The 18,491-nt window shown below is 56.9% G+C and carries 17 protein-coding genes and 1 tRNA gene; 11 read left to right on the top strand and 7 right to left on the bottom strand.

Translation table 11 applies throughout. The features are described 5' to 3' along the window. Positions 1–11: 11 nt before the first annotated feature. The 3 genes from AC3RLQ_RS10940 to AC3RLQ_RS10950 are packed head-to-tail and all read right to left on the bottom strand — an operon-like array spanning position 12 to position 3,547. Positions 12–1,967 (bottom strand): Gldg family protein, encoded by a 1,956-nt coding sequence (locus AC3RLQ_RS10940; RefSeq protein ID WP_493036979.1) that lies wholly within the window; start codon positions 1,965–1,967, stop codon positions 12–14. A 43-nt stretch (positions 1,968–2,010) separates the two neighbouring features. Next, positions 2,011–2,769 (bottom strand): ABC transporter permease, encoded by a 759-nt coding sequence (locus tag AC3RLQ_RS10945; protein ID WP_395730544.1) that lies wholly within the window; start codon positions 2,767–2,769, stop codon positions 2,011–2,013. Positions 2,770–2,806: 37 nt separating this feature from the next. Continuing rightward, complete coding sequence (locus tag AC3RLQ_RS10950; protein ID WP_487682839.1) at positions 2,807–3,547, bottom strand: ABC transporter ATP-binding protein; 741 nt, start codon at positions 3,545–3,547, stop codon at positions 2,807–2,809. A 243-nt stretch (positions 3,548–3,790) separates the two neighbouring features. On the opposite strand from AC3RLQ_RS10950, the gene AC3RLQ_RS10955 reads away from it, so the two are divergent. Further along, positions 3,791–5,635, top strand: a complete 1,845-nt coding sequence (locus tag AC3RLQ_RS10955) for a tetratricopeptide repeat protein (protein WP_493036981.1) — start codon at positions 3,791–3,793, stop codon at positions 5,633–5,635. Between the two features lie 189 nt (positions 5,636–5,824). On the opposite strand, the gene AC3RLQ_RS10960 is transcribed toward AC3RLQ_RS10955, so the two are convergent. Continuing rightward, positions 5,825–5,901 (bottom strand) — tRNA-Asp (locus tag AC3RLQ_RS10960). A gap of 76 nt (positions 5,902–5,977) precedes the next feature. Continuing rightward, a complete protein-coding gene (locus AC3RLQ_RS10965) occupies positions 5,978–6,892 on the bottom strand; it encodes a hypothetical protein (protein ID WP_493036983.1) in 915 nt (304 codons plus the stop codon). 159 nt (positions 6,893–7,051) lie between these two features. Here AC3RLQ_RS10965 and AC3RLQ_RS10970 point away from each other — a divergent pair, with 159 nt between their 5' ends. From AC3RLQ_RS10970 to rpmF, 5 genes are read left to right on the top strand one after another with little or no spacing between them, the layout of a single operon-like run. Further along, positions 7,052–7,807, top strand: a complete 756-nt coding sequence (locus AC3RLQ_RS10970; protein WP_493036985.1) for a pyridoxine 5'-phosphate synthase — start codon at positions 7,052–7,054, stop codon at positions 7,805–7,807. Positions 7,808–7,813: 6 nt separating this feature from the next. Further along, on the top strand, positions 7,814–8,185 hold the full coding sequence (gene acpS, locus AC3RLQ_RS10975) for a holo-ACP synthase (protein WP_493036987.1): 372 nt from the start codon (positions 7,814–7,816) through the stop codon (positions 8,183–8,185). A gap of 51 nt (positions 8,186–8,236) precedes the next feature. Next, positions 8,237–8,719, top strand: coding sequence for a pantetheine-phosphate adenylyltransferase (gene coaD, locus AC3RLQ_RS10980; protein ID WP_493036989.1), 483 nt, complete (start codon positions 8,237–8,239; stop codon positions 8,717–8,719). A 19-nt stretch (positions 8,720–8,738) separates the two neighbouring features. Then, positions 8,739–9,218: a YceD family protein gene (locus tag AC3RLQ_RS10985; RefSeq protein WP_493036991.1), complete on the top strand. Its 480-nt coding sequence runs from the start codon at positions 8,739–8,741 to the stop codon at positions 9,216–9,218. A 27-nt stretch (positions 9,219–9,245) separates the two neighbouring features. Continuing rightward, the gene (gene rpmF / locus AC3RLQ_RS10990; RefSeq protein ID WP_300203639.1) at positions 9,246–9,434 is read left to right on the top strand and encodes a 50S ribosomal protein L32; all 189 of its coding nucleotides are present in this window, start codon (positions 9,246–9,248) and stop codon (positions 9,432–9,434) included. Between the two features lie 97 nt (positions 9,435–9,531). Here the strand turns inward: rpmF and AC3RLQ_RS10995 are convergent, their stop codons facing one another. Together AC3RLQ_RS10995 and mnmE are read right to left on the bottom strand one after the other, a co-directional pair. Then, entirely contained in the window at positions 9,532–10,416 is an 885-nt protein-coding gene (locus AC3RLQ_RS10995; RefSeq protein WP_493036993.1) for a TIM barrel protein, read from the bottom strand. Between the two features lie 27 nt (positions 10,417–10,443). Then, positions 10,444–11,787: a tRNA uridine-5-carboxymethylaminomethyl(34) synthesis GTPase MnmE gene (gene mnmE, locus AC3RLQ_RS11000; protein WP_493036995.1), complete on the bottom strand. Its 1,344-nt coding sequence runs from the start codon at positions 11,785–11,787 to the stop codon at positions 10,444–10,446. 242 nt (positions 11,788–12,029) lie between these two features. On the opposite strand from mnmE, the gene AC3RLQ_RS11005 reads away from it, so the two are divergent. From AC3RLQ_RS11005 to AC3RLQ_RS11025, 5 genes are all read left to right on the top strand, one after another. Then, complete coding sequence (locus AC3RLQ_RS11005) at positions 12,030–13,406, top strand: MraY family glycosyltransferase (RefSeq protein ID WP_493036997.1); 1,377 nt, start codon at positions 12,030–12,032, stop codon at positions 13,404–13,406. Positions 13,407–13,723: 317 nt separating this feature from the next. Beyond that, complete coding sequence (locus AC3RLQ_RS11010; protein ID WP_493036999.1) at positions 13,724–15,925, top strand: O-antigen ligase family protein; 2,202 nt, start codon at positions 13,724–13,726, stop codon at positions 15,923–15,925. A gap of 121 nt (positions 15,926–16,046) precedes the next feature. Beyond that, positions 16,047–16,520 carry a GNAT family N-acetyltransferase gene (locus tag AC3RLQ_RS11015; RefSeq protein ID WP_395730532.1) on the top strand — a complete coding sequence of 158 codons (474 nt, stop codon included), beginning with the start codon at positions 16,047–16,049 and terminating at the stop codon, positions 16,518–16,520. 14 nt (positions 16,521–16,534) lie between these two features. Then, positions 16,535–16,846, top strand: a complete 312-nt coding sequence (locus AC3RLQ_RS11020) for a hypothetical protein (protein ID WP_493037001.1) — start codon at positions 16,535–16,537, stop codon at positions 16,844–16,846. Positions 16,847–16,853: 7 nt separating this feature from the next. Then, entirely contained in the window at positions 16,854–18,482 is a 1,629-nt protein-coding gene (locus tag AC3RLQ_RS11025) for a PrsW family glutamic-type intramembrane protease (RefSeq protein ID WP_493037003.1), read from the top strand. Positions 18,483–18,491: the final 9 nt, after the last annotated feature.

Consider the following 18,491-nt stretch of genomic DNA (forward strand, 5'->3'; position numbering starts at 1 on the left):
TTGAATGAAAATCAGGCCGCCGCTGTGCGGGTACGGCGTTGCATGGCGAAAACAAGGCCCACCACGCCAACCAAAAGAGGCACGACGAGGACATTGAGGGTCTTGATCAGAGTCTTGCGGAACTCCACCTCCTTGTTGACCTCTTTACGGATGTTCCGAACCTCCTTGTCGATGGTCTTCGAATTTTTCTCCATCTCTTTGATGTTGTTCATGGTGCTCTGGTCCACGATCAACGCACCCTTCTTCAGGTCGAGCTGAGGCCGTGCTTTGCTGAGCTTTTCCGCCAGTGCCTGACGTTCCTTCTCCAGCTCGATGAGCTGCGGGCGGTATTTTTCCTCAACCGTCTCACGCATTTCCTTCAGCTTGATGAAGGGGCGGACCGGAGACTTGCGATTGCGAACCTGAATGAGGTCACCACCGCCGACGAGCACTTCAATGGCGTTGAGCACCATGGGCAGGTTGCCGCCATTGGTGATGAGGCCGACTCCGAGTTCACCCTGCTTCAGGCAGAAGGCATCATAGAGCATGTCGGCATCCGAAAAGAGGATGACATTGCGCTCACTGTCTTTGGACTCTTTGAGCGAGTTGTCTGCTTTCTTTTCTGGTGTCTTCGCCGCTGCTGCAGCTGCTCCTGGGGCGCTGGCATCCTGCTCAGGCCCGCCAGTCTCTTTGGATCCAGCCGCCGCGGCAGGCTTGCCATCGGGGAAAGCCGTCTTGAATTTGCCGGCGATGCGCACACCGAGCACCTGCTTTTTACCACTGGCGGTAAAGTTCACCATGGGTTCGCGGCGCAGCTTGTCAGCCGCTGCCGTGTCGATGAGTTCCGAAGCCTCGGAACTGGAGGCAAGTGTGATCACATCAAGCCCTTCCTTGCGATCAATGTTCAAGACTCCGGCGTTGATGAGGGTGAAGGACTGCAGGCCGGAAGTCACACGGTCATCTTGATTGATGGCTTTGCCAGGGAGCTGCAGAGCCGTCGGCATGAGGCGTCCTTGGAGGTTGCCTTTGTAGTTCATGTCCGCCAGAACCATGTCTTTTTGGTAGCTGATGCCCCAGGCTTTGAACAGGTTCGGCAGGTCAGAGGAAGTGTTGATCATGTTGCCCGGCTGGCCCGTCATCGGATTGGGCTGGCTGCTCATGGCCTGAGCGAGCAGGCTCTGCGGATCCACAAAGGCAACCACGTTGCCGCCACCGAGGAGGTATTGGTCGATGGCAAACTCTGCGGTCTTGGTGATGTCTGCCGGATGCACCACAAGAAGCACGGTGATGTCGCTGTCGATTTTATCAGTCGTCATTGGCACCTCACGCACCTCGTAGTCAGCCCGAAGCTGCTGGACGATCGCCCAGGCCTCCGGTCCGCGCTGCTGCTGGAACGGCATGGAAGGCACCCCGCCGATGGGCATGGCGCTCATGAGACCGATGACTGTCTTGGTGGGCTTGATGACCTTCGAGATCGCACGGGACACATCGTATTCGAATGCCGTGGCATCTTCAGGATTGAGGAAGGGCAGGACTTCCTTGCGATCGAGGCACTGGACGGTGAGTCCCAGATAAATCTGGTCGCCTTCCTGATTGACCTGCATGCCACGAATTTCGTCGTCCTTCGCCTTGTCTTCATCATCCGTGTCCGGATTTGGATGGATGACTTCCAAGGAAACGCTGCCGTTGCTTTGCTTCTCGTATTCCAGCAGCAAGTCCTCGATGGAGCGTGCGTGAGGCTTGAGGATGTTCGGCATCACCCGGTCATCGTTCGTGGCATAGAATTTGATCGTCACCGGCTCGTCGACGTTGATCCGGCTGAGAATGTTTTTCGTGCCCTGCGAGAGGGTAAACAAACCGTCCTCGGTCAGGTCGAGGCGAAGATTGCCAAATCCCACCCCGCCAACGAGGAAGTTGAGGGCAAAAATGACAGCAATGATCAACAGTGTGGTGACACCGGCTGCGGCGTTCTTGTTGGAAGCACTCATGATGAGATAAAAGGTTGGTTGAAAAGGAAAGCTCGGCGGGAAATCAGGCGCGCTTGGAGCGGAGACCCAGGTCGGTCACCAGCAGCGCCACAACGATGACCGAAAGGAAGTAGAGCACATCACGCAGGACGAAGATGCCCTTGGTCATTTCAAAAAAGTGATCCATGAAGCTGAAGTAGCTGATGAATCGCACGATTCCCTCCATACCGTTCGGGACAGCGTTCACGACCGTCTGAGTCAGGCCAGGATCGCCGATGAGGGCGATGACCAGACAGAAGGCGACGCTGATGATGAAACACACGACCTGGCTGCGCGTAAAGGCGCTGATGGCCGACGTCACCGCCAGACATGCCATTGCATAGAGGTAGCTCGCCACATAACCACTGATGATAGGACCGCTGTCAGGATCACCCAGATAGGACACGGTCCCAACGATCAGAAAGGTGAGGGCCAGACCAATGAGCCAGATCACTGCCGCCGCCAGAAATTTGCCCACAATCGCCTGCCATGGAGAGACAGGCATCGTCATGAGCAGTTCAATGGTTCCCAGGCGGTGCTCCTCTGACCACAGGCGCATGCCTACGGCAGGAGCCAGCACCGTGTAAATCCACGGATGCCAGACAAAGAAACGCGTGGCCAGTGAGACGTCGTCACTGTCCAGCAGGCGGGAGAAAAAGAACGTGAAGCCATTCGTCGCCAGCAGGAAAATAACGACGATGACATAAAACACGGGAGAGTTGAAGTAGGCCATAAACTCCCGCTTAAAGACAGCCAGAGTGTTTTGGATTGCTCGATTGCTCATGCGTTGGTTGGATTGGGGGTGAAAAAACTAAAAGATCTCAGGCTGCTTTTTTGACAGCTGTTTCAGATTTGGTGATGCTGCGGAATACCTCGTCGAGCGTGTTCGCGCCGGGAACCAGCTTCTTGAGGCTTTCGGGCGTGCCGTCGGCAACCACCTTGCCACGATCAATGATGATGGCACGGGAGCAGGCGGCTTCGACTTCTTCCAGAATATGCGTGGAAAAGATGATCGCCTTGTCCTTGCCCATGCGCTTGATCATGCTGCGCACTTCATGCTTCTGATTTGGATCGAGACCATCGGTGGGCTCGTCGAGAATGAGCACATCCGGGTCATGAATGATGCTTTGCGCGAAGCAGGTGCGGTGACGGTAGCCTTTGGACAAGGTGTCCACGCTCTGATTGCGCACACTGTCGAGGAAGCACATGTCGAGGACACGGTCGATGGCCTTGGTTCGCGCCGCGCCATGCAGGCCGCGCAGTTCGGCGCAGAAGCCGAGGAAGCTGGCAACGGTCATGTCGGAATAGAGCGGTGCGTTTTCAGGGAGATAGCCGAGGCGCTGCTTGGCCAGCTCCGGCTCTTCAAGCATGTCGATCCCACAAAGATTCACGCTGCCACTGGTGGGCCTGAAATAGCCGGTGACCATGCGCATGGTGGTGGATTTACCGGCACCATTCGGCCCGAGAAAACCCAGGACTTCCCCTTTTTCCACGGAGAAGGAGACATCATCGACAGCCACTTTGGTGCCGAACACCTTGATGAGGTTCTTAACTTGGATCATAACGTCGTTGGATCGGTTGGTTGGGAGAACGGAACGCCACGGGGAGGCGGTTCTGGTTGTTCGCCCCCTCCGGACGTTCAATCGCGGAGTGCTGCTTTAGGAGGTACGAAGGGCTTTTCAACTGAATTCTCTCGGGTTGCGGGATGCCTTCAACGCCAAAATTGACAATCAGGTTGCAGAATAAATTTCAACGTGACGGCGCTTCCAGCACACCTACATTCTGCGCCCCAGTCGCCAATACTCATGCTTTGGAACCAAAACATTGATCCCACCAAAGATCTCACGCAAAAACCCTTCATTTTGTGGCGGCCTTTCATTGCCGCCTGGGAATGGCTGGTACCTCCGACCGTGGCGCATCGGGACCGGCAGTCGCCGCTGGCGCGCTGGATCGCCGCCTTTGTGATCCTGAGCATCTGCACCTCCCTGCTCATTCTCGGCATCGTCTATGCGCGACCGCTGAAGAACTCGTACAAAAACATGCGTGCGGGAAGCATGGTCAAGGAGGCGCGGCGGATGATGGAAAACGGAGATGGCGTCAGTGCGGTGATGAAAGCCCAGGAGGCTTATTCGAAAGCTCCCGAGAGCGTGGAGGCCATCCGGCTGAACTTTGAGTATTTCACGCTCATGAAGCGTGACACCGCTCTGTACTTTTATAAAAAGCTGAAGAACCTTGACGTTCTCACTCCCGCTGACGAGCAGACCCACGTGCGCTGCCTCCTTGGCCTGGGAAAGCCCAAGGAGGCCTCCCAGGCGCTGGAACAACTGATGCGAGTGGAGAAGCCCAGTGAAGCGCTGATAAAGCTGGCCGAAGAAGTCTGGGGTCAGCGGGAACAGAACAAACAGCTGCTCAATGTGCTGCGCAGCTACACACTGGCACATCCGGATGACAAGGAAGGGGCGCTGCGATTCGCCAAAGTGCAGCTAATCTCTGGAAATTCGACTGAAGTGGGACTCGGAATGGAAACACTCTGGAAGCTGGCCTCCGCAGATGACGCGATCGGGCTGCAAACCTTGGAGTTCATCGACAGCCTGCCCACTTTGACGCCTGATGATACCACACGGCTGATCGACCGCCTCAAAAACCATCCCAAAGCAAACGACGGTCACTACGTACATGCATTGAAGCGCGAAGTTCAGCTGTCCCCAGGACATAAAAAAGAGATCGTTATGGCTGCCACGACCAAGTACCGGGACAAAAAGCGTGATGAATTGCTGCCGTTCATACGCTGGCTGGTTGAAGAGGGAGAATTTCGCCAGGTTCTGTCCGTCCTGCCGGAGAATGAAGCCAAGGCCCATCCACGCCTGCTGGAAAACTATCTCAACGCCCTCACGATGTTGCAGCGTTTCGATGATCTGGAGCGCCTCGTCAACGATCCCAAGGTCGCAGATGTGCTCGATCCCACGACGGTGGCGATGTTCCGAGCGCACCTTGCCTACATTTTGAAAAAGCCCACCGAAGAATTGCGTTCCAAGCTGATAGCCGCCAAGGATGCGGCTCAATTCAACGGGCGCTATGACGCCCTGCTGCAAATCGCCAGGTATGGCGAGGAACGAGGCCATTTTGACATTGCCGAGGATGCCTACCGCCTTGCCATCAAGGCAGCGAAGCGCGCCTCAGCTTCGCCCCGTATCGAACGCGATGCCTTCACCGGACTGATCAAAGCGTGTCGGGCCAACCGCAGCACGGAATCTCTGCTTCAGGCCGCTCAAGAGGCGGTGACACGATGGCCAGATGACACCAATTTCGTAGAGACCTATCTCTACGTCAGCCTGCTGGCTGGCAAAAACATCGAACTTGCTCTGCGCAACGCCGTTAATTTGCTAAAAATTCAGCCGGCTGACAATCAGCGTAAACTCACTGTCGCCCTGGCTCGCTGGCGGCTGCATGATACTCAACAGGCAATCCAAAATCTGCAGTACATTGATCTCAATCCGCTCACAGAAGGACAGCAAGCCGTCTTTGCCGCCATTGCCAACAGCAGCGGATTTCATGACCAAGCACTCGGTGTGATCAAGACCATCAATCCCAAGGCCAGCATGCTGCCAGAGGAGCAACGCTGCTTTGAGAGCGTTTTAGTGAAAAAGTAAGGTCTCTCACAAGCATCAGCAGTCCACGCCATCCTCATCGGCTGATGGCAGGATGATGTATTATCAGAAGCTTTTAAGGTTTTGAGCAGCTTCGAAATTCTCGGAGTTCATGTCCCGGTGAAGCCGGTGAAGGCAGCAGCAAAGAAAAAAGGCCGCCTGCAAAATGCAAGGCGGCCTATATAACCCAACTGGCGGAGCGGACGGGGCTCGAACCCGCGACCTCCAACGTGACAGGCTGGCGTTCTAACCAACTGAACTACCGCTCCTTTGCCGTTTGGGGTCGCGATAGTAAACGCTCATCGCATGCTGGCAAACGGAAACTTACATAGTTGTAAAAAATCATCACGGCACCTCTTCGCCTGAGCCGGTGTAATACCAGCCGACAACCTTGCCATTGAGCACCAATGCCTGCGCTTCGGTTGGTTGCAGCCCAAACACTGTCTTCACATTGCAGCCCACTTTCACCGCCCAGCCTGGCTTGCCTTGGATCACGGTTGGCTGCGGGTCCTGCCAGCTAGTGATATTCTCCGGCTTGATTTCGGTGATCTGCCCGCGCTTCATGCTGGCAATCAGCAGTGGATAACCGCTGGTGGAATCCCTAACCGGCTTGCCGTCAGCTTCCACTTCGCTGCTGGAAGGGCCGGCATCAGCCGTTGATGCCTCGGGCTGACTCTGCAGTTTCGTCGCAGCAATGGCCTTGAGCTCCTCCGCGCGCGTGATCTTCCACTTCTCATAGGACTCATTGAGCTGCGCCTTCAAGTCAGTGCCATCAATGGGCAATTGCGCGCGAGCAGGCGAAGAGGCGGTCGGCGCAAGGGTGAGCACCCCGTTCTCTGCAGCCAGAGCATAGGCCTTGCCACCCGCGGCAATCTTGCTCGATCCCACGCTCATCTTGAACATCGCATCCTGCACCAGCTTCACCTCCCGAGGAAAGGCGGACGCCGGAATCTTCAACCAGTTGCCGGTCAGTGCTTCGATGGGTTCAAATTTCGGGCCTGAGGAGGCAGCTTCGGACTTTGGCGCAGGGGCCTTTTCCACCGGCTTCTCCACCGCAACAGGCTTCACAGGCGGGGGAGGGCTTTCCTTGACAACCACAACGGGTTTTTCCTCTTCGACAGGCTTGACATGCGGAGCCTTGGGCTTCACGGGAGGATTGAGACTTTTGAAGACCAGTTTCTTGCCGGGCGGCGCCCCGAAATAGTCGTATGCAAGAAAGGCACCACCAATGATAAGGATAGTATAGAATAGAGATTTCATGGGAGTATTGATAGGTAAATGCTCACGCGCTGTCGCGTGATACAGCGATTGAGTACTTCAAATTCTTGGGAGTGCAGTTACATTTTTCTGTAAACTTTACGTCAAAAGACCCATAGACCGGAAGCTTGCGGGTGGGAAGGGCTGCGCTACATAGCCCTTATGCCCCAAACCAACCTGCTCCTTGGAGTTAATATCGACCATGTCGTGACCTTGCGTCAGGCACGTTACCGCGCCATGCCGGATTCCCCCAATGCGGAGCCTTCGGTCCTGGCTGCCGCCTTGGCGGCTGAGATGGCGGGCGCTGATTCCATCACCGTGCATTTGCGGGCTGACCGCCGCCACATTCAGGACGCAGATGTTTATTTGCTCCGCAAAAGCATCGGCACCAAGCTGAACCTGGAAATGGGGAACACCCAGGAGATTTTGGACATTGCGCTCCAGGTACGCCCGGACTTCGTCTGCATGGTGCCGGAAAACAGGGAGGAGGTCACGACCGAAGGCGGCCTCGATGTGGCCGGTCAGCGTGATGCACTTCGCCGCACAGTGAAGGCGCTCAGCGACAACGGCACTCGAGTCAGCATGTTTGTTGATCCAGACCTCGAACAGATTCGAGCCAGTGCAGAAATCGGCGCGGCCATGATTGAACTCCACACCGGCACCTTTGCCAACCACACCGGCGCTGAACGCGACGCCGAGGTCGAACGCCTCTGCGCCGCTGCCGAGTTGGGCCACGCCCTTGGCCTCCAGATCAATGCTGGACATGGCCTGACCACGAAAAACCTCCCTGCCCTGTGGCCCGTGCCCCACTTGGCAGAACTGAACATCGGCCATCACCTCGTTTCGCGCGCCATTTTCATCGGCCTGCATGGGGCGGTGCGTGAGATGCTCGCCGTCATGGCGACCTATCGCAATTGATCCCACATGAAAGCCACCGGCATCGGCATCGATCTCGTGGAAGTGTCCCGTATCCGCGAGATGCTGGAGCGGCACGGCCAGCGCTTCAAAGAGCGCACCTTCACCGCTGGCGAAATCGCCTACTGTGATGCCTGCGCCGAACCTGCTATGAACTACGCCGCACGTTTTGCCGCCAAAGAAGCGGTGGCCAAAGCACTTGGCACTGGTATCTGGGCGGAAGGCGTGAATTGGACCGACATCGAAGTCGTGCGTGCGGACAATGGCAAACCTTCCATCCTCCTGCACGGAGCCGCCAAACAGCACGCCGGTGAAGCCACCTGCCTCGTCAGCCTCACACATACACGCGAGCTGGCCATGGCGCAGGTGCTGCTCGCGTGAGCTTTTGCTTTTCACTCCCCTTCCCAGCCGCTACAATCGGCCTTCATCCACATGCGACGCGCGATCTATCCGGGCAGCTTTGACCCCATCACCAACGGCCACCTCGACGTCTTGCAGCGTGCAGCCGGCATCTTTGACAATCTCATCATTGCCGTCGCCCGCGACAATGCCAAGGAGAGCCTCTTTACCGTCGAAGAACGTGTCGAACTCATCCGCAGCGCCGCCGCCGAGATTCCTGGCATCGAGGTCATGCCCTTCGATGGCCTGCTGGTGAATTTCGCCCGCAAGCATCAGGCCTGCGCACTCGTCCGAGGCCTGCGCGCGGTGTCGGACTTTGAATTCGAGTTCCAACTTGCCCTCATGAATCGTAAGTTAGAGCCCAACCTCGAAACTCTCTTTCTCATGCCCCGCGAAGAATACACCTACATCAGCAGCCGGCTGGTCAAGGAAATCTGCCGGCTCGGTGGCCACATCGAACAATTCGTCCCGCCCAATGTGGTGGCAGCCCTCTGCAACAAATTACAAAAGGCCTGATTTTTCACCCGATCTCCCTATGCACCGCCCCTTTTTCATTGACCTTCGCTCCCTGCCCGATGGCGGCAAGGACATCTCCGGGCAGGAACTGCCGGCTTTCTTTGACCTCGACCCCAAAGACTCGATCCAGGCCATCTCCCCGTTGAAATACGACCTCCATGTGGAGCGTGACGGCAGCGAGCTTCTCATCAGCGGTAAGCTGGAGGCCACTTTCAGCCTGGAATGCGGCGCCTGCATGGAACGTTTCGACTACCAAGTCGATCTGCCCGACTACAATTCCGAAGTCGAGATTGCAAAGGATGAAACGATCAACTTGACGGATACGGTACGGGAAGATACTCTGCTTGCCCTTCCGAGCTACCCACGCTGCGATGCTGGCAATGTCCATCCTCGTCAGTGTCCCGCCGAAGGCAGGTTTGAACCGGTGCTGGAAACAGCTCCCGACGAGCCTCAAAGTGCGGGTCCGGGTGTATGGGAAGCTTTGAACAAGTTAAATTAGAAGAACAGACCCCACCTCGATACTCTCATGGCCAATCCGAAGCGCAGACAATCCAAGAGCCGCCAACGCATGCGTCAAGGCGCAAACCGCTGGAAGGCGCCCACCCTCAAGAGCTGCCCAGAATGCGGCACCTCAGTTCCTGGCCACGTCGCCTGCCCCTCCTGCGGATACTACCGCGGTCGTCAGGTGATCAGCAAGGTCGCTGGCGAAGCCTGATCCCATCTCGTTAATCTATTTCCAACCCCGCCGAGTTTCACTCGGCGGGGTTTTTTCGTTTGTTCTCACCTGGCAGCTTTTACAGGCTGCCTAGGAATCATACATCACACACCATCGCGGCGTGGCGCAGCGCCAGAATCGGATCGTCCCAGGTGGGGATGAATTCGTGAGCGACGAAGTCGTGGTAGCCGATTTCGAGCAGCGCCTGCATGACGGCGGGGTAGTTGATCTCCTGATGCTCGTCGAGCTCGCAGCGGCCAGGATTTCCAGCAGTGTGAATATGGCCGATGTAGTCCTGATGGAGACGCAAGCGGCGGATGATGTCTCCGTTCATGATGCTGACGTGATAGATGTCGAAGAGCAGCTTGAAGTTGGGACTGCCGATGTTTTTGATGAGATCGACGCAGAAGTCCACGTCATCGCCGAAGTAGCCGGGGTGCCCCTTCATTGGATGGGAGCTGTCGCGGGAGTTCAGGTGCTCCAAAACCAGCGTGATGCCTTTCTTTTCGGCGAGCGGCAGCACATGCTTCCAGACATCGAGACATGAATGGATAGCCTTGTCGCGGTCCATTCCCTCAAACTTCATGCCCGTGAAGGTGATGACCTTTTTGCTGCCGACATCGGCGGCGAGGTTGATGGAATCGGTCAGCTTGGTGACGACCTCATCCCGGAATTCGGGATTGCATGGCCCTTTGGCGAAGCCGTGGCTTCCGACGAGTGAGATATCGAGGCCGAGGGCCTTCACATCAGGGTAGTATTTGCTGTCAATGCCCTCCATGCCGACAAGGCCAATGTTCTTGCAGTGCTTGGCCAGAACCATCGTGTCCATGGGTTTGAAACACCAGCCCATGACGGTGTGCTTGATGCCGTGGTTTTTGATGACGTAGGCAGGATCAGCCGCCGCTTTATCGATGGATTGAGCGCTGAGACGTGAAGCAGCGGTGGCAGCAAGAGCTGAGGCGAAGAAATGACGACGGTTCATGGTTGGAGAAGTCAAACGGTGCCAGGATCACTTTCCTATGCAGAAGGTGGAGAAGATGACATCCAGGATGCGTTCGACATCGACCTGGCCAATGACGTCGCCAAGGGCCTGGAGCGCCTCACGAATCTCAAGGGCGATGAATTCGGGAGCCTCATTGTGTTCCAGAGCCGCCCTGGCGGCCAGGAGACGCTCTGCACTGCGTTCGAAGGCAGCCTTGTGCCGTGCATTAATGGCGATGGGATGATCCGCAGCGAGCGGCCCCGCAGTGGCGATGACATCGCGGATGGCATCGCGCAGCGGTTCAATGCCGTCACCTGTCAGACAGGACAGAGGGATGGCTCCAAGCTCGCCGTTCCAATCAGCATGAATGCCCAGATCGCTTTTGTTGAGGATGAGAATACGGCGGCGGGCAACTTCGGGCGAGAGCGCCAGTCGGGCCCCACTTGATGCACGACTGCCATCAACAACTTCAATCACGAGGTCGGCTCGTTCCAATTCACGCTCAGTTCGCTGAATGCCAACGCGTTCGATGTCGTCGCCGGCCTCACGCAGACCTGCGGTATCCACGAGGCGCAGCGGGATGCCATGGACCTGGATGATTTCTTCAATGGTGTCGCGGGTAGTTCCTGCGGTGGGACTGACGATGGCACGCTCAAACCCCAGCAGGACATTCAGCAGACTGCTTTTACCGACATTGGGAGCGCCTGAGATCACTGTCCGTGCACCATGCCGCAGGATGCGCCCCTGCTCGGAAGTCGCGATGAGTTTTTGCGCGCGCCCGAGCACGGCATCGATACGACGCAGCAGATCGGCCCCCGTTTCGGGCGAGATGTCTTCCTCTGGAAAATCGATGTAGGCCTCGATATGGGCAAGCACCGGAATGATCTCCTGCTGCATGGCTGCAGCTTCGCGACCAATGGCACCACCGAGCTGCTCATTGGCAGCCCGGAGAGCGAGGGTGCTTTGTGCATGAATCAAATCCATCACAGCCTCGGCCTGCGTAAGGTCCATTTTGCCATTCAAAAAGGCACGCTGCGTAAACTCACCCGGATCAGCGGCACGAGCCCCACAGGCAAGCCAACGGTCCAGAACACGTTGGGTGACGAGAACGCCACCATGGCCGTGGAATTCGATGATGTCTTCACCCGTGTAACTTGCGGGCCCCCTGAAGTAGAGCAGCAAACCGTGATCCAGCGCACCACCGTCCGTGTCCAGAATGGGTACAAGATGCGCCATTCTAGGCATAACCTCTACCGGCAACCGAACGACCTTGGCAGCGATTTGCAGCGCCTGCGGGCCGGAAATGCGCACCACGCTGATGGCAGCCTCTCCCAAGGCGGTGGAAATGGCAGCGATAGTGTCGTTAAGCATTGGCGATGGTGAGGGGTGCGCGGCAGAAGTTCAAGAAGCGTTCCTGGAAGTTGCAACAAAAGACTTCTTCAACGCTGAAGTCTTGATCCCTGATTAGGCAACGCTTATGCTGGCCGCTTTCCAACTAGAATCACCAGTCACGCATGTTTGAACCTGCCATTCAATACACCGCCATGGGCCCATGGGCTCCGCGGCATGTTTCATGGCTGGAAATGGCCTGTTATTTTGGCGGTGCATTGCTGGTGGCCACGCTTGGCACATGGTGGATATTGCATCGTGGTGGACAAATCGGGCTGGATGAACCAGACACCCGCCGCAAACTGCATGAGAAGGCGATCTCGCGACTCGGTGGCGCCCCCATTTTCATGGCCGTGGGTCTGGCCTCGCTGGTGGCCGGCTACATTGGCGGACTTGGCTGGACTCGCTGGCTGCCGGTGGCGATTTGCAATGCCTTGATTTTCAGCGTGGGCTTCGTGGACGATCTTAAACCTCTAGGCGCCAGAGTGAAGCTTATTGGCCAGATCGGTACGGCGTTGATTTTGTATTCCCTTGGGGTTTCGATCGACATTCTCAGCAATCCGTTCGGAGAGGGGTCAGTTTCTCTGGGATGGTGGAGCCTGCCACTGACACTGCTCTGGCTGGTGAGCATCCCTAACATCGTCAATCTTATAGATGGCATGGACGGGCTGGCGGGCGGTTTCGGCCTGTTTCTAAGCCTGACCCTGGCATTTCTGGGCTATTACAGCGGCCAGCCCGACGTCCTGGTTGTCTCGCTGGCAATGGCCGGCGCACTGGCGGGATTCCTGATCTTCAACCTCCCTCCAGCCAAGATTTTTCTAGGCGATGGAGGAGCTTATTTGATCGGTTTTTTTATCGCTTCAGTCTCTCTCTTCACTTCGAACAAAGGATCGATCATCGGCGCGCTGCTGGTCATCATTATTGCCCTGGGGGTGCCGATTTTGGACACCCTGTTTGCCATCATTCGAAGAGCCATCCGGGGAGTTTCCATCTTCAACGCGGATGCTGAACACATCCATCATCGGCTGATTCTGCTTGGCTACAGCAAGGGTGGTGCGCTTGCCGCCATGTATGCCGTCTGTCTCGCTCTGAGCTTAGTGGGGTTGAGCATTCTGATGATCAAGGGCATCGCGCTGCCAATGGTCGGTGCCGTTTTATTCTTGCTGGCTCTGGGTGCAGCCCGCTATCTGGGATACATTCGGAGCTGGTCCAATTTCCGCGCTCAAATCAACGAGACGATGGAGCGGCGCAGGCAGCGGGAATTCTTTCGCGCCTACGGACGCGTGCTGGATTTTGAGGTGGAGCGCTGCGCTGACCTGCCAAGCTTTGCCATCTTGTTTCAGCACGGGCTGGAACGCATGGGCTTGAGCATGCACTCTCAAACCGGCAGTCAGCCAGAAATTTTGGCATTGGGCGGAGGTAGGCATTTCACCATCCATCGTCCTGTGGATTCCACCGATCTCGCCGAATGGCATCTCCGTCTTGATGTGCTGCTGCCTGCACTCGAACGCTGCCTGGAGAAATGGAAGTCTCTACCCTCCAGCAATGAAATCGAATCTGCTGCAGCGCCCCCCAATCTCCCGCTCTCAGTCACGACATGAACAAAGAGTCCGACCAGTTTGAAGAGCCAGTGAAAAAACTTCCACAGCTTGCCGGAGATGAAGTCGAAGAGGTGGATTCAGCACCTCGGATGGGTGACTTGCAGGAAGACGACTTCGAAGACGATGGCACCACGGCTCAAGAGCGCAGCTATGATGTCCCCGGTCCCGCATGGCAGGGATATGTCTTTGCCTTACTGCCTGTTGCTGCCTGCATGTTCGGCGCAGGGCGCGAAGCTTGGTCCAAAGGAAGCATCACTCTTCTGCTGGCCCTGGTGTTGATCTTCTTTGCGCCCAAGCGCAAACTACCGCCGATTGCGTTGTTCGGCCTGCTGGGTGCTGTGCTCGCTCCGTTGCTCTCCTTTCTACCGTCAAACTGGCTGTTCAAGTCTCCAGCATGGCAGACCTCCTTGGTCCAGGACTGGGACATCCATCTGTCCAAAACACTGACTCCTCAGGCCGCCGTAACGATGGAGGCCTGGCTCCTTTTTGCCACCTGCATTGCCTGGCTGGCCTGGTGTCTGACCCGGGGGTTTTCAGACCGCCAACGTCGGGCCATGATCCAAATCCTCACCTTTGGTGGAATCCTGCTGTGTTTGCTCTCCATCTTAGAAGGCACGGAGGTGATCCTCATTCCCTGGTGGCCGCGCAATCCCTTGGAATGGGGAGATGCATTTGGCCCCTTTGCCAATCGCAATCACATCAGCAGCCTTGCCGCCATGACTTGCGTGCTCTGTGCTGCAACCGGCTTTGATGCGCATCGGCGCAAATCGCGCTTGTGGATACCTTGTCTGCTGGGGTTTATTCCGCCTGTCACCTGCATTTTCATGAACAGTTCGCGCGCAGGGCTGATCTTGCTGTTCTTTGGCATGACCGCCTGGTTTGGCACTGTTGCCATGCGGCGCGGCTTCCTCCAAAAACTGGCCGTTTCCACATCTCTGGTTTTCATCATCTCCACTTTGCTTGTCATGTCAGGCGGAAACGTTTCCAAGCGGCTTACTGAAGGTGGCATTGCTCATTTTGCTTCGGACAAAGGCCGCGGATCACTCTTTGTCGAATCCCTCAAGATGGCCCTTGATTCACCTTGGACTGGCATTGGACTGGGAAATTTCGAGGCTGTTTTCCCACAATTTTCCGCTTTGTCGGCAACAAGGTTCCGCTTCCTTCATCCCGAAAGCGATTTGCTCTGGCTTTTGTCAGAAGGCGGATTGCTCACCGTGCTGCCCGCCTTGCTGTTGCTGTTTTGGATTTTTCTATCCACCGGCCCCTGGTATGGCAAGAAAAAGAAGCGCAAATCAGGCATGCAGGATCGTCGTCTGCGCAATGCTGCCGCCATCGTCTTCGGTCTTGGGGCCATCCATGGACTGGGTGATGTGCCCAATCATGGTCTCGGCTATGCGCTCTTCATGGCCTTGCTGGCGGGAATCGCGATTCGACCACGCAGATTGCCAAACGCATCCGGCATGCCACAGCGTCTGGCCTTCCGGCTGGGCGGAGTGTTGCTGCTGGCACTGGGTGCGGCTTGGACGGCCATTGCGCTGGGACATCCCGTTTTGCCGGGCTCGAGTGCGGCGAATGCATTGCGAAGCCGGGCGGGAAAACTGGCCGACTCCGGTTCTCCTGCAGGCGCGCTCCCGCTCATGGATCAGGCCATTGAAATGGCGCCGATGGATTTTCGCTACTACTACGAAAGGGCGTGTCTGCGCCTGCGCCTCGGCCAGCCGAAAGAAGTGGCTTTGCTGGACTTCTCTCGTTCGCGTGTGCTCGATCCGACTTACGCAATGACCTGCTACACCGAAGGCCTTTTCTGGCTCGATTTCGACCCTCAGTACGCAGTCGTCGGCTGGCGCGAGTTCCTGCGCCGCTATCCAGAAGCAGCACCCGGCCATTACCAACAGATGCTCGGTTATTCCTACCAGCATCCCGAACTGCGCGAACCGCTCTGGACATTGGCCACAACTTCGGAATTGAAATTCGAGTTCCTGAGAAGTGTTCAGACGCGCGATGAATTCGACCGCTGCTTGAAAAGCCTGCTGGCTCAACAACCAGACCTAAGGGGTCTGGATCCAGAGCAAAGGAAGAACCTTTTCAGCATGTGGTACCAGTATGGCAATCAAGAAGCGCTCATTACCGCTCTGGAAACCAACCGCAAATGGCAGGAGGACGGCTGGCGCACCCTCGCGGAACACTACGCTCGCAATTCCGATTTCCAGCGCGCGTGTCAAACAGCCATCCCCTATCTCCCCTCGGTCATTCGCACTGCACCAGGAACCGGCACCAACATCCCAGCCTTGGAGCGTGCCCTGCTTTACAATCCAACCGATGCCAGAAGTGGCATTGATTTATTCCAAGCTCAAAAGACACAGGGCGACATTGACGGCGCCCTGCGCACTCTGGAAAAAGTAGCCACATTCCCCAATGCCCCTGCGTACGTCCGCCAGGAAATCGCCACACTGTACATAATGAAACAGGATTTTCGTCGTGCCTGGGAAAACTTGCGGGAGGCGATGCAAAAGTCATAGGAAGGACCAGACTGAAGGCATCGGATAAAATCCGCTTCATTTTGGGACAGATTGAGCAGCTTGCCGAAGTCGATGCATCGAACGCATTGCCTTTGTCCACGAGCCCGTTATTCTGTAAACTATGCCCGCCACCGACATTGAGCCCCATATCGAACCGGCTACCATCGAAGACTTGCCACAGTTGGTGGAACTGCTTCTTGCCTTGTTCAGTGAAGAAGAGGATTTTAAGCCGGACCGCTCCAAACAGGAGCACGGCCTGCGCCTCATCTTGGAGCAGCCCAACCGCGGCCGCATTTTTGTGCTGCGCACAGAACACAAGGTCATCGGCATGATCAACCTGCTCTTCACCATCAGCACGGCGGAAGGCGGCCTGGTCCTCATCATGGAGGACGTCATTGTGCATCCGCAACACCGTCGTCAGGGATATGGTGGACGCCTTCTGGATCACGCCATCGAATTCGCACGCGAAAAACACTTCCGCCGTATCACCCTGCTGACTGACCGCATCAGCGCCGACTCGCAGTCCTTCTTTCAGCAGCACGGCTTCCAGTTTTCCAAGATGATCCCGATGCGCCTCGTCTTTAACGAACCCTAAAGCAGTCTTTCCCTATGCACGCGTTTCTCGCCTTCCTCCCCCGGCCCGATGGCGGCACGATGAAGGTGTCACGGGAGTGGGTGGAGGCCTCCGACTGGTTTGTACTCTTCACACTGGGCACACTGCTGTTTCTGCTGGGAGCATTTGCCATGTGGGCCTGGCTTATTTGGCGGCGCACCACCAAGCCGGAGCCGCATATCAAACTGCTCATGGAACTCGAGGAAGAAGCTGCAGTCGAAGCCCGCACGACAATGCCAGAAGTAGAGACTGAAACGCGTGCTCCTTGGGAGCAGACCCCCGACTGGTGGAAAAAAGTGGACCCTTGAATGCAGCATGAGCGAGAAGCGTTCTCTTTTTCATGGCTGGCGTGCGCGCACCCACCACCTCACGCGCAATCGTCGCTTTTTGCTGCGCACCGCCGCCAGCATCACCGCCACAGGAATGATCATCGCCTGTGTGATCGTGATCGGCAATGTCAGCCAGGGGGAGCCCAAACAGAGTCAAGCCGACCTCTCCGCATTGAGCCGCTTGCATGAGGAGTTTAACCGCCTGCGGCATGAACCCACCCCGCAGCCGCGCCAGTTCGCCCTCTGGCTGCGCATGCTTCTCGCCCAACTCCCTCAGATCGTGGAGGAAAACGACGAGGCTGTGTTTCCCATGTTCACTCAGACGGGAAAGCTTGGCGGCTATGAGGTGGCGCAACTCATCCAGCAGCATGCCACCACGGATGCCCCCGCAGGTTTGTTCCGGAATTTTCTTGCCGCAGCACTCGCCGGAGATCCTGGGGCACAGCAGCTGCTCGAGCAAAATGCCCGGGCCTTGCCGCCTGAAATGCTCGCCGCAGAGCTGCTCGGGAGCGTAGAAAAGCGCCGCAACAACATCCCGGCGGCCATGGAGGCTTTTTACACCGAGGGCCTTCACTTTGCGGATGCCACCACCTCGCGTGAAGAAGCGCTTCACCTGGCTGTGACGCAGCACGATATTAAGTTCCTGCGCACCATCGCCGCCCAGCCCGGATGGATCGAGCATTGCCCTCCCCTGCTCCAGCACCATGCAGGCTCACTTCTCGGCGATGTTTGGATGCAGTGGCATGGCCTCATTCGTCACCGTCTCGATGAAATCCCCTATGGCATGCTCGGCCTCGCTTTCTTCGCGGCCGCTCTGTGGTACTTCATCCTGGTGCAGCACAGTGACCGCGAACGCTGGCGCTGGGCGCGTCCCATCGTCGCCCTCATGGCCGGAGTGGCCAGCGTTTGGCCCACGCTCACCATCCTCGCCTATCAGGAGTTCCATCAGGGCATGACCGCGGCAGCTCCCTTTCCTCATGATTTGATCTACTACATCGCGGGAGTCGGACTGCGCGAAGAAGGCTGCAAGCTCCTGCTCTTTGCACTTTTCCTGCCTTGGTTGATGTGGCGTCGCACGCCGGGGCTGGCACTGCTCACGGGTGCTTTTGTCGGCCTCGGCTTTTCGTTGGAGGAAAACATCGGCTACTACCAGAATTTCGGAGGCAGCGTCGCATGGACGCGTTTCCTATCCGCCAACTTCCTCCATATCTCCCTCACCGGCATCTGCGCACACAGCCTCTACCGCATGCTGCTCACCCGCTTCGCCCGTGCTGATGAATTCATCGCCACCTTCCTGCTGGCCGTCATAGCTCACGGTGCCTATGACTACCTATCTCCCGGCAGGCTTGATGATAACGGCTGGCTTTCCGTCATTGTTCTCATTCTCTGCGCTGCACGCTTCATTGATCTCCTTGGTGAGGAAACCCGCCCCGTGCACCTCACCATCGCACCACGGGCCGTCTTCACTTTTGGCTCCGCCATTTTGATCGCCATTTCCCTCATCCTTGGCGCATGGAGCACGCACACCATGGCAGGCGTCGCCAAGGCCGGTCAGGAATGCCTTAGCATGATCCCGATTGCATTGCTGTATTGGCGCAAGTTTGAGCATGCCTGAAACGCCCCG

This window comes from Prosthecobacter sp. GW821-HT29F12 (genome assembly GCF_058803405.1).